Source organism: Verrucomicrobiota bacterium, from assembly GCA_037139415.1.
GTDB lineage: Bacteria > Verrucomicrobiota > Verrucomicrobiia > Limisphaerales > Fontisphaeraceae > JBAXGN01.
This window is the reverse complement of record JBAXGN010000008.1, coordinates 12,654-25,534: the sequence shown is the minus strand read 5'-3', so window position 1 is coordinate 25,534 and position 12,881 is coordinate 12,654. Positions and strand designations below refer to the sequence as shown.

Here is a 12,881-nt window from a genome sequence, read left to right as displayed (position 1 = left end):
CGGGTTCCTGGTGGTCGCCCCCAACGGATTGCCGGTGCGGCCCGGCCAGCCGGAACTTTCTCCATATTTGCTTTACCTTGCAGCCGTATCAGTGACAATATGCGGCACCAATGAAAAAACTATGTCTATTGGCTGCTTTGTGCGGGTTGACCACCACGCTGCTGGCGGCTGGTCCGGAATGGAAACTGGTTTGGGCTGAAGAGTTCAATCAGCCCGGATTGCCTGACCCCAGCCGTTGGGATTATGAGACCGGGTTTGTGCGCAATGGGGAACTCCAGTATTACACCCGCGCCCGCAAGGAGAACGTGCGCATTGAAAACGGCCACCTGATCCTGGAGGCGATCAAGGAAAAATATCCCAACCCCGCGTACAAGGCGGACGGCAGGAAAGAGGATTCCAAACGGTCGCGCGAATTTGCGGAATATACCAGCGGCAGCATCACCACCAAAGGCAAGGTGACCTGGCAATACGGACGCATTGAAGCAATGGCGAAAATCCCGAAAGGGCGCGGCATGTGGCCCGCCATCTGGATGCTGGGCGATAAATCTGACGGCAAAGGCTGGCCCGCATGTGGCGAGATTGACATCATGGAATATGTCGGCCACGAACCTGCCGTCGCCCATGGCACGGTGCATACCGAGAAGTTTAACCACATCAAGAAAACCCAGAAAGGCTCCACCGTGAAAGTGCCGGGGTTGGAAGACGCCTTCCACCTGTACGCCATCGAGTGGACGCCCAAGGAAATCAGCTTCTTCGTGGACGACAAAAAGTATTATACGTTTGCGAATGATGGCACCGGCGACGCGGCGTGGCCGTTTGATAAACCGTTCTACATCATTCTGAACGTGGCGGTGGGTGGGGCGTGGGGCGGGGCCAAGGGTGTGGACGCCACCATCTTCCCGCAGCGCATGGAAGTGGATTACGTGCGCGTGTACCAGCAAAAGTAACTCCGGCACTGCGCCTCAAAGCATTTACCGACGATTCCAAACGAACCAACAATCCCGTGCCTTGACCGGACCGAAAGCCGCTGACAGGTTATGTTCATGGCTTGCAACATTCACGCTATGTTTTGCGGGGGCATTGGCTGGAGTGCGCCCGGGAGATGGATGCGTAGACTGGCCGTATTGTTTACGATCAGTTTGTGCTCCCTATTTCCCGTATTGAATGTAGCCCGTGCGGATAGCGTGGTGGTCTTTAATGAAATCATGTACCACCCGGCGACCAATGAGGCCGCACTTGAATGGGTGGAGTTGTATAACCAAATGGCGGTGGATGTGGAGATTGGTAGCTGGAGCATTCAAGGGGCGGTTCAATATCAGTTTCCGGCGGGTACAATCATTCCCGGGGGTGGGTATTTGGTGATAGCCGCCTCGCCCTTGGATTTGGCGGCACTCTCAGGAATCACCAATCTCTGCGGGCCATTTACCGGCCGGTTGGGCAATGGTGGTCAGACCCTTGAGCTTAGGAACAATAGCGATCGGCTCATGGATACGGTGTCTTATGGCACAGATGGCGATTGGCCGGTGGCCCCGGACGGATCGGGGGTATCCCTGGCCAAACGCGACCAGGATTTGGGCAGTGCTCTGGCTGCGAATTGGGTTGCCAGCAATGAGGTGGGGGGGAGTCCGGGACGCCAAAACTTTCCCCGCCAAACCTATGTATTGACGAATAACACACCGCTTATCCTTTACGGTGCGTGGAAGTACAATGATGCTGGTAACGATTTAGGCACCAATTGGCGTTCCGCAGGTTTTAATGATACGGATTGGACTTCCGGTGCGGCGTTTTTTCAAGCTGGCCCGGTACCGGGTACGCAAGCAGTGGCATCGGTATTCAGCAGCGGGCTGGGGACAAATGGTGTAGTAATGTCACCAGGAACGGCAGATCCGCATTATTGGTTGACCATTTCCGCCCAGTCCACCCCGCCACCGCCGGATATTTCGGCAACCGTGATTTCGAATCATCCCAGTTGGTTGACCAATGATGCGACCTCGTCCTGGTTGGGGCCGGTGAATCCGGGATCAACTTCGGTGGCAGCAGGGCGCTATAATTACCGAACATTGTTTAGCTTGGATGGTTATAATCCGGCTTCCATGACCCTTTTTCTGAATATGGCGGTGGATAATCGCATTACCAATGTGGTCCTTAACGGGGCACTGCTGGGCATTAGCAACGCAGGATTTTCCGCTGCGGTCCTGGGCACAAATTTTGTGGTGACCAATGGTTTTGTGGCCGGGACGAATACGTTGGATTTCTTAACCATCAATGATGGTACTTCTGCCAATCCTGGCGGTTTTCGGGCCAAACTGGCAGGATATGCGCGCCTGACCAATGCAACCCAACTCGCCAGTGGTCGCACCACGTATTATTTTCGCACCCAGTTTGCTTTCAGTGGCAGTCCGGAACTGGCCTCGTTGAAATTGAGCACGGCGCTTGCGGATGGCGCCATATTTTATCTGAATGGCACTGAGGTGTTGCGGCTGAATCTTCCCGCCGACACAGTGACATCCTCCACCTATGCCTCATCTAATGTGCCCAGTCCAACCATGCAGGGGCCGCTCACTCTGCCGTCCGCTTATTTGGCGAGCGGCACCAATGTGCTGGCCGTGGAAGTGCATTCGGCGTCGGGCGTAACCAATGATGTCTGGTTTGGCGCTTCGCTTGCTATAATCCAAACCAACTCACTGGCGCTGCCGCCTTTTGCTTTGGCCTTTAATGAGATTACGTCAGCTACCAATACCAATTTTTGGGTTGAACTGATTAATTATGGCACGACCAATCTGAATCTGGGCGGCTGCACCTTGCTGCGGCAAGGCAGTCAAACGAATCGGGAATATGTGTTTCCCTCCCAGGTTTTGGCGCCAGGAACCGCTTTGCAGGTTACCCGGGATACACTTGGCTTTGCCGCTGATCCGGGGGATCAGCTATTTTTGTACCGGCCAGGACGCACCAATGTTTTGGATGCCGTGGTGGCCAAACATGCGGATCGCGCACGCTGGCCGGATGGCGCCGGGCAGTGGCGGCATCCATCCCTGCTGACGCCGGGTTCTTCCAATGTATTCCAGTTTCATAAAGAGATCGTCATCAATGAAATCATGTATCACGCTCCCGGAGCGTCGTCTGAAGCCTGGGTGGAGTTATACAATCGCAGCAATAACGCTGTGGATCTGACGGGCTGGCGGTTGGATTCCGGAGTCAGCTATGCTTTTGACGTGGGGACATTGATTCCAGCAGGTGGCTATCTCGTGGTGGCCAATGATCCGGTACTCATGCGCTCCAATTATCCCGGGATTACGGTGGTGGGTCCGTATTCCGGCAAGCTTTCGGGGCATGGCGACACCCTCACGCTCAAGGATGCGAACGACAATCCAGTCAATGAAGTGCGTTATTTCGATGGTGGACGCTGGCCATCTTACGCCGATGGCGGGGGAGCCAGCCTCGAACTCAAAGACCCCTGGGCGGACAACACCAAACCGGAAGTCTGGGCTTCCAGCATTGAATCCGGCCATTCCAGTTGGAGTAATTACACCTATAGTGCGATGGCCACTAATGTGTTGGGGCCAACGAACTGGAATGAGTTTGTTCTGGGTTTGTTGGATACGGGCGAATGCCTGCTGGATGACTTGCATGTTGTGGAATCGCCCGATACCAGCCCGGTGGAATTGCTTCAGAATGGTGATTTTGAAACCGGGTTGTCCGCGTGGCGCATCCTGGGTACTCATAGTCATTCCACCGTGGAGACGGACCCGGATAATGCCGCCAATCATGTCTTGCACCTGGTTGCCACCGGGCCCACCGGGCACATGCATAATCATTTGGAAACCACGTTGGCCAATACTCGAGCGGTCACCAATGGGCGCGTTTTTCGAATTTCTTTCCGCGCCAAATGGCTGGCGGGAAACAACCGCTTGAATACGCGCCTGTATTTTAACCGTGCAGCAAAAACAACGGTACTTCCGATGGCCGCCCAACATGGGACACCCGGGGCGCGCAATTCCACATATGTTTCAAATCTGGGGCCGACTTTCGGTTCTTTCAGTCATAGTCCGGTGGTGCCGCAACCCGGGGAGGCGGTGACCATCTCGGCGACCGCCAGTGATCCACAGGGAATCAGCCAGATGAAACTCTGGTGGGCTACCAATGGCGGGGCGTGGCAAAGTTCGGTGATGTCACCCGCAACGGGCAGCACGGAGTGGGGGTATACGAATTATGCGGCCACCCTGAGCGGCATGACCACCGGTACCCTGGTACAATTCTATATTCAGGCCACCGATGCGCTTGGCGCAACGGCCACCTTCCCAGCGGAAGGAACCAATTCCCGTGCACTGTTCCGTGTGGATGAGGGGAAGTCTCTGATGTCGCAACTGCACCGGTTCCGATTGTTGATGCTGCCAGCGGAGGCCGATCTGTTGCATGCCCATACCAACGTGATGAGCAATGACCGGGTGAAGTTGACTGTGGTCTATGACGAGCGGGAGGTGTTTTATAATGTGGGTTTGCATCTTCAGAGCAGCGAACGTGGACGGGATGTCACCACGCGGGTTGGCTATACCGTGCAGTTTCCTCTGGATCATCTTTTTCGTGGTGTTCATGACGGTTTTTCCATGGACCGATCTGGTGGTTATTCAGGGCTCGGTGGCAAGCATGATGAAATTATCCTTTGGCACGCGATCAATCATGCGGGGAATATTCCCGGCATGTACAACGACCTGGCTCAGGTGTTTGCGCCGCGCACCTCCGAGGATGGCACAGCCATGTTGCGTATGGCCAGCTATGGTCCGGAGTTTCTGGGCACGCAGTATAAGAATGGTGCGGACGGGGCGCTGTATAAAATGGAGCTGATCTACTATCCTTCCAATTCGGCCACCGGTGATCCGCAAGCGCCCAAACTGCCCCAACCGGATGGCGTGCTGGGCGTGGAAATCAAGGACTGGGGCGATGATGTGGAGAATTATCGGTGGGTATTTCTGCAGGATAACCATGCGGATGTGGATGACTACAGTCAGATAGTCGCGCTGAACAAGGCGTTCAGCCTGACCGGCACCGCGTTGGATACGCAGACGCGCCAACTTATGGACGTGGACCAGTGGATGCGCACCTTGGCGTACCTGGCATTGGTTGGAGCGGGTGACATCTTCTCTTATGGTAACAACCATAATTTCCTTATCTACTTTCGTCCGGAGGACGGCAAGGCGTTGGCGTTCCCCTTCGACATGGATTATGGCGAGGTAAAAGCCTATAACTACGCCTTTCCGGGTAACAGCTCCGCCAATACCTATAAAATCAACATGTTGCCCAACAATTACCGCTGCTATTACGAGCACCTATTGGATATTACGACCAGCACGATGAACAGTGCGTATTTGAGTTCCTGGGGGGGGCGCTATGCGGGGTTGCTGGGGCAAAACTGGACCAGCCTGGTCAATTACCTGGATCAACGTGCCACCTATGTGCGCAGTACCATGCCTTTGAACACGACGTTTGGCATCACCAATAACGCTGGCCTTAATTTTTCCACCACCAATAACTATGCGCTCCTTTCGGGCAATGCGTCGCTCACGGTAAAATTCATCGAGATAAACGGCATCCGCTATCCGCTTTCCTGGACCAACCTGACCAACTGGAGCATTTTGGTTCCCTTGGTGGAGGTCACCAACCGCCTCACCGCGCAAGGGGTGGATGCGTACGGCAACCGGCTGACCAACGCCACGGCCTCGATTACGGTTACCAACCTCGGTCTGCTCGCTCCCCGCCCGGTGGTCATTAACGAATGGATGGCTGATAACGGCGGACCAGGCGGTTACCCGGATCCGTTGGATGGCGCGTTTCAGGATTGGTTTGAATTGTTCAATCCCAACTATCAGTCGGTGGACCTGTCCGGCTTCACGCTCACCGATACGCTCACGGAACCAGCCAAGTGGACCATACCCACCAACACGGTCATTGGCCCCCGCAGTTTTCTGGTGGTATGGGCCGATAATGACACCACCCAGAACGGGCAGGGGACCAACCGGGATTTGCACGCCAACTTTAAGCTGAATAATAGCGGTGAAGTGATCGCCATGTTTTCCACCAATGGCACGCTCCAGCATGTGGTCACCTTTGGCCAACAGTATCAAAACGTCAGCCAGGGGCTTTACCCGGACGGTAATACCAACACCTATTATTTCATGACGAATTGGTCGCCGAACGCCACGAATCGCCTGGGCGCGCCGCCGTCGCCCAATATTGCCACCACCATCACGTTGACCAATGGCGCTTTTTCCTTCGGCCTGCCGGCCATATTGGGGCGCGCTTACCGGGTGGAATACCGGAATAATCTGGGCACCAACGTCTGGATTCCCTATGCCACCAACCGTTCCTATGGCGGGGATGTCTCCGTCACCGATGCCATTGGCGGTCGCAAGGAGCGCTACTACCGCGTGGTGATCCTCCCGTGAGCGGGCATATTTCTGCAAAACGGTTCGGTTTAACTTTGACAGGCAGGCGCTTTTCAAGCTAATTCAAGAGCCTCTTTTATAATGAACGAACAAATTGTCATTCTGGATTTTGGATCGCAGTACACGCAGGTCATCGCCCGGCGGATTCGGGAATGCAGCGTCTATTGTACCATCCTGCCGTTTTCCACGCCGGTTGCCAAACTCGCCGCGCTGAAGCCGTCGGGGTTGATCCTCTCCGGCGGGCCCTCCAGCGTCTATGCCAAGAAGGCGCCGCTGCCGGACCCGGCCATCTTCGACATGTGCATCCCCGTACTGGGCATCTGCTACGGCATCCAGTTGATGGCCCACTTCCTCGATGGCAAGGTCGAGCCAGGCCAGAAGCGCGAATACGGCAAGGGCACATTGACGGTGAAGGACAGCGACTGCGCGTTGTTTACCGGCTTGCCGGCCGAGTTGCAGGTCTGGAACTCGCACGGCGACAAACTGACGCGGCTGCCCAAGGGCTTCAGCAGCGTCGCCGTCACGGAGAACTCCAATTACGCCGCGATTGAAAACCGGGCGCGCAAGATGTTTGGGCTGCAATTCCATCCCGAGGTCGTGCACACCCCGCTGGGCAAAGAAGTGATCAGCAACTATGTGCATGGCGTCTGCGGTTGCGGCAAGAATTGGACCATGCGCAGTTACCTGGACCAGGCGGTCGAGGAAATCCGCGCCCAAGTGGGCAAGGAACGCGTGATTCTCGGGCTGAGCGGCGGTGTGGATTCCAGCGTGGCGGCGGCCTTGCTGCACAAAGCCATTGGTGACCAGTTGACCTGCATCTTCGTCAACAACGGCATGTTGCGCGCCAAAGAGGCGGAAACCGTGCAGGAAGTATTTGCCCGCAACTTCCACATTAAATTGCAGTATGAGGAAACCACCGCTCTGTTTCTGCGCAAGCTCAAAGGGGTCACTGATCCCGAGCGCAAACGCAAGATCATTGGCGGTACGTTCATTGACGTGTTCCAAGCGGCCACCAAACGGGCGGGCAAGGCCAAGTTCTTGGCCCAAGGCACACTGTATCCGGACGTCATTGAATCCGTGCCAATCGCCGGTAACCCGGCGGCGCTCATCAAGAGCCATCATAACGTGGGCGGGCTGCCCAAGAAGATGAAGTTCCAGCTCGTGGAACCGTTGCGCTGCCTATTCAAGGACGAGGTGCGCCAGCTTGGCTTGGAACTCGGTTTGCCGAAGGAGATCGTCTATCGCCAGCCATTCCCGGGGCCCGGCCTGGCGGTGCGCATCCTGGGCGCGGTCAGCGCCGATCGTTTGAAGATGCTGCGCGAGGCGGATTACATCGTCATCGAAGAAATGAAAAAGACTGGTTGGTATTATAAAATCTGGCAGAGCTTCGCCGTGTTGCTGCCGATCCGCAGCGTGGGTGTCATGGGCGACGAGCGCACCTATGATTACACCGTGGCGGTGCGCGCGGTGGATTCCCAGGACGGCATGACCGCCGATTGGGTGAAGCTGCCGTATGACCTGCTGGAGACGTTGTCCACCCGCATCATCAACGAAGTCAAAGGGGTAAACCGCGTGGTGTTCGATATCTCCTCCAAACCCCCGGCGACGATTGAATGGGAATAAGACAGGTTCCTGCCGACAGGAACCTGTTTGGCGGGAAAAAGAAAACAATTCAATGTTGGCCTGATTGCTTCGCCGATCCCGTTGGAGTATCGCTATCAATAAGCCTGTGCTGATCTTGTCAGGGGTGGCAGACGCTTGTTTGAAAAATCTTGCTGAATATTCTTTGCGGTTGGCGCAGTCTAAGGTATATGTGCCACGAAAGAACACCATGAAGACGTATTTGATTTTATCGCTACTGGTGCTGGCCGCCATGAGGGGGGATGCCGCCCCTGCGAGTGCGGCGGCACCGGGAACGCTCTCGGAGAATAAAAACGTAACGCCGTCCATGGGAGTGTATTACAAGCCGCAAGGCGGGCTGGTAAAAGCAAACCCTTATGAAGTAAGCGCCAGTCCCACCCGGCAAAGCCGACTGGACGAATTGGTGATGAAAAAGTTGCAGCAGAAGGGCATCCAGCCATCCGCCCCTTGTTCGGAAGCGGTCTTTCTCCGGCGGGTTTATCTGGACCTCATTGGCACCGTACCGACCGGCAAGGAAGCGGCAGATTATCTTTTGGATGGCAACCCGGACAAGCGGCGTCTGTTGGTGGACCGCTTGTTGCAACGGGATGAGTATGCGGATTACTGGTCAATGAAGTGGTGTGACCTCTTGCGGGTCAAGGCTGAGTTCCCCATCAATTTGTGGCCCAACGCGGTGCAGGCCTATCACTATTGGATTCGCGCCAGCCTGAGGCAGAACATGACTTATGATAAGTTTGCGCGGGAACTGCTGACCGGCAACGGTAGCAATTTTCGTGTTCCCCAGGTGAATTTTTTCCGGGCCACGCAAAACAAGAATCCCCAAGGTGTGGCGCAAGTGGTGGCGTTAACCTTTATGGGTACGCGCGCCGAAAACTGGCCCAAAGACAAACTCAAGGGCATGGCGGCCTTCTTTTCGCAAATTACCTTCAAATCCACCACCGAATGGAAGGAGGAAATTGTTTATTATGATGCCAGTAACACCAATGCGGTAATGACGGGCGTGTTTCCGGATGGCACCCAAGTAAAATTCCCAGCGGGGCGGGACCCGCGTGCGATATTTGCCGACTGGCTGATCAATCCCAAAAATCCATGGTTCACCCGTAATATCGCCAATCGCGCCTGGTCGTGGCTCTTGGGACGTGGCATCATTCACGAGCCGGATGATGTTCGTTCAGATAATCCGCCGGTCAACCCGGAGTTGCTTGATTACCTGGAGAAGGAACTCATTGCCGCCAACTATGATATCAAGCAATTGTTCCGCGTTATTGTTAACTCGCAAACCTACCAGCGCACCTGCCTGCCCAAGACCAAGAATCCGGACGTTGAAGCGTATTTTGCCTGCTACACGTTGCGCCGATTGGAGGCGGAGGTGATGATTGACGCCCTGAACCAGGTCACGGGCACCACCGAAAAGTATTTCAGTCCCATTCCTGAGCCATTCACGTTTATTCCCGATGATCAACGCTCTATCGCCTTGTCGGATGCCAGCATCACCAGCCCGTTTATGGAAATGTTTGGCCGTCCGCCCCGCGATACCGGTTTGGAGAACGAACGCAATAACAAGTCAACGACGGGACAAAACCTGCACATGCTCAATTCCAGCCATGTGCAGCGCAAGATTGAGCAGGGGAAAAACCTGCAATACCTGTTGCAATCCAAGAATTCCATTCGGGATATTGCCAACGGGCTTTATCTGATGATTCTTTCCCGGTGGCCGACCGAGGCGGAGTCTCGATCCATTGCCGAGTATAGCCAGATGGGCCATGCCACCCAACGTGAGGTCGCGATTGACGTGGCTTGGGCGTTGGTTAACAGCGCTGAGTTCGAGTATCGGCATTAGGGTTTGCCATTTCAGCCCTGCGCCTCAGGGGGGCAAAAATATTTGATTCCACGATTGACACCCCGCCGTTTTTTTAAGATGCTTCCCACTTGGGTTTGACTAACTTTTAACCATGGAATAATCGAATTAGCTTATGGCAAAAACACCTAAATACGTTTACCTTTTTGGTAACAAGAAGGCCGATGGCGATGGCTCGATGAAGCCTCTCCTCGGTGGCAAAGGCGCCAATCTGGCCGAAATGACCCGCATTGGTTTGCCTGTGCCTCCCGGCTTCACCATCACCACCGAGGTCTGTACCTATTATTATGCGAACAAGCGGACTTATCCCAAGGAACTGCAGGTCCAAATGGAAGCCGGCATTGTCAACATGGAGAAGATCATGGGCACGAAGTTCGGCGCCACCAGCGGCATGCCGTTGCTGGTTGCCGTCCGCTCCGGCGCGCGCGATTCCATGCCCGGCATGATGGATACCATCTTGAACCTCGGTTTGAACGACGAAGCCGTCGTCGCCTTGGCCAAGGCCACCAACAACGAGCGTTTTGCGTGGGATTGCTATCGCCGCTTTGTCCAGATGTACGGCGACGTCGTCATGGGCGTGCAGAAGCGCGAAGGCGAAGATCACGAACCCTTTGAAGTGGCCATTCACACTCTCAAGCACGAACGCTATCATGCTGACGTTGAAGACGCCAAGCTGACGGCGGAAGACCAGCAGGAGCTGGTGAAGCGCTTCAAGGCTTTGGTCAAGGAACGCACGGGCAAGAGCTTCCCGAACAATCCGTGGGATCAACTCCGCGGTGCCGCCGGTGCGGTGTTCAGTTCCTGGATGAATGACCGCGCGATTGTTTATCGCCGCAAATATAACATCCCCGCTGAATGGGGAACTGCTGTCAACGTGCAGGCGATGGTGTTCGGTAACACCGGTGAAACCTCTGGCTCCGGCGTGGCGTTCACCCGCAACCCGGCTAACGGCGCCAATGAATTTTATGGCGAGTTCCTGATCAACGCCCAGGGCGAAGACGTCGTCGCCGGCGTGCGCACCCCGGAACCAGTGGCCAAGCTGAAGGCTGAGATGCCGAAGTCATTCGCTGAATTGATGAAGGTCCGCGCCATCCTTGAAAAGCATTTCAAGGACGTCCAGGACGTGGAATTCACCATTCAGGAAGGCAAGCTGTTCATGCTCCAGACGCGCAACGGCAAGCGCACCGCCATGGCTGCGCTCAAGTTCTCCATGGACATGGTCAAGGAGAAGCTCATTGATTGGGAAACCGCAATCCTGCGCAACCCGGCCGATCAGCTCGATCAGTTGCTCGCGCCCGTGTTTGACCTCGCGGAAGTCAAGAAGGCCACCCAAATTGCCACCGGTCTTCCGGCTGGCCCCGGCGCCGCCTCCGGCAAAGTTTATCTCAATGCCGATCGCGCGGTTGCGGCTGCGGAAAAGGGCGAGAAAGTTCTGCTCGTGCGCAGCGAAACCTCTCCGGAAGATCTTCGTGGCATGATTGCTGCCGAAGGCATTCTGACCGCTAAAGGCGGTGTCAGTTCACACGCGGCCCTTGTGGCCCGCCAAATGGGCAAAGTCTGCATCTGTGGCGCCAGCGCGCTGGAAATTGATTACGCAGCCAAGACCATCAAAGCCTCTGGTCAGACCTTCAACGAAGGGGACTTCCTCTCCATTGACGGCACCAGCGGTATTGTTTATGGCGGGGCCATCAAGACCGCGCCATCCGAAATCATCACCGGTCTGTTGCATGGCGACAAAGTCGCGCAGGCCACGGAGAAGTTCAAGAACTTCCTCCAGTTGATGAAGTGGTGTGACAAGGCCACGCGCCTCCAGGTTCGTACCAACGCCGATACCCCGGAACAAACTGCCAACGCCATCGCGTTCGGCGCGACGGGCATCGGCCTCACCCGCACGGAGCACATGTTCTTTGAAGGGGATCGCATCGACGCCATGCGCGAGATGATCCTCGCGGAAAATCTGGCCGACCGCAAGAAGGCCCTGGCCAAGCTGCTCCCGTATCAGCGCGATGACTTCACCGGCATCTTCAAAGCCCTCAAAGGCTTCCCGGCGACCATCCGTTTCCTCGACCCGCCCTTGCATGAGTTCGTGCCGCACGAAGAAAAGGCGCAGGCCGATCTCGCTGCCAAGCTCGGGGTCTCCCCTGAGAAGATCGCCAAGCGCGTCTCCCAGTTGCATGAGTTTAATCCCATGCTCGGACATCGCGGTTGCCGCCTTGGTATCGCGTATCCGGAAATCACCGAAATGCAGGCGCGTGCCGTATTCGAGGCCGCTGCGGATGTGCAGAAGGCCGGCATCAAGGTGAAACCCGAAGTCATGATTCCGCTGGTCGGATTCAAGAAGGAACTCGACCTTCAGGTCGAAATTGTTCATCGCGTCGCCAAGGAAGTCATGGCTGAGAAGAAGACAAAATTCAGCTACATGGTGGGCACGATGATTGAGATTCCGCGCGGCGCGCTGACCGCCGATGAAATCGCCCAGACCGCCGAGTTCTTCAGCTTCGGCACGAACGACCTCACCCAGACCACGCTCGGCATCAGCCGTGACGACATGGGCTCGTTCCTCGGAGCGTACACGGAAAACGAGATCTTCAAAAAGAACCCGTTTGCCACGCTCGATCAGACCGGTGTGGGACAACTCGTCCAGATTGCCATTGCCAAGGGCAATGCGACCCGCCCTGGCATCAAGCTGGGCATCTGCGGCGAACACGGTGGCGACCCTGACTCTGTCAAGTTCTGCCACAAGGTCGGCCTTACCTATGTGAGTTGCTCACCCTACCGTGTGCCGGTGGCCCGTTTGGCTGCTGCGCAAGCCGCGATCGAAGAGAAGCGCAAGAATGCCGCCAAACCGGCCAAAAAGAAGTAAGCGCTACTGACGCGTTTATCTGAATTCAAAAGCCGCCCTGGAAACGGGGCGGCTTTTTTGTAGATTTGTATAGACCGCC

General features: G+C 55.8%; 5 protein-coding genes. All 5 read left to right on the top strand.

Features of this window, described 5'->3' with window-relative positions:
• Positions 1 to 110 precede the first annotated feature (110 nt).
• The 5 genes from WCO56_02530 to ppdK all read left to right on the top strand — a co-directional run bounded on the left by WCO56_02530 (position 111) and on the right by ppdK (position 12,802).
• Positions 111 to 947 (top strand): glycoside hydrolase family 16 protein, encoded by an 837-nt coding sequence (locus WCO56_02530; protein MEI7728413.1) that lies wholly within the window; start codon positions 111 to 113, stop codon positions 945 to 947.
• 159 nt (positions 948 to 1,106) lie between these two features.
• The gene (locus WCO56_02525; GenBank protein MEI7728412.1) at positions 1,107 to 6,440 is read left to right on the top strand and encodes a lamin tail domain-containing protein; all 5,334 of its coding nucleotides are present in this window, start codon (positions 1,107 to 1,109) and stop codon (positions 6,438 to 6,440) included.
• Positions 6,441 to 6,521: 81 nt separating this feature from the next.
• Positions 6,522 to 8,063, top strand: coding sequence for a glutamine-hydrolyzing GMP synthase (gene guaA, locus WCO56_02520; GenBank protein MEI7728411.1), 1,542 nt, complete (start codon positions 6,522 to 6,524; stop codon positions 8,061 to 8,063).
• Between the two features lie 208 nt (positions 8,064 to 8,271).
• The gene (locus tag WCO56_02515) at positions 8,272 to 9,921 is read left to right on the top strand and encodes a DUF1553 domain-containing protein (GenBank protein ID MEI7728410.1); all 1,650 of its coding nucleotides are present in this window, start codon (positions 8,272 to 8,274) and stop codon (positions 9,919 to 9,921) included.
• A gap of 133 nt (positions 9,922 to 10,054) precedes the next feature.
• Complete coding sequence (ppdK, locus tag WCO56_02510; protein MEI7728409.1) at positions 10,055 to 12,802, top strand: pyruvate, phosphate dikinase; 2,748 nt, start codon at positions 10,055 to 10,057, stop codon at positions 12,800 to 12,802.
• Positions 12,803 to 12,881 lie beyond the last annotated feature (79 nt).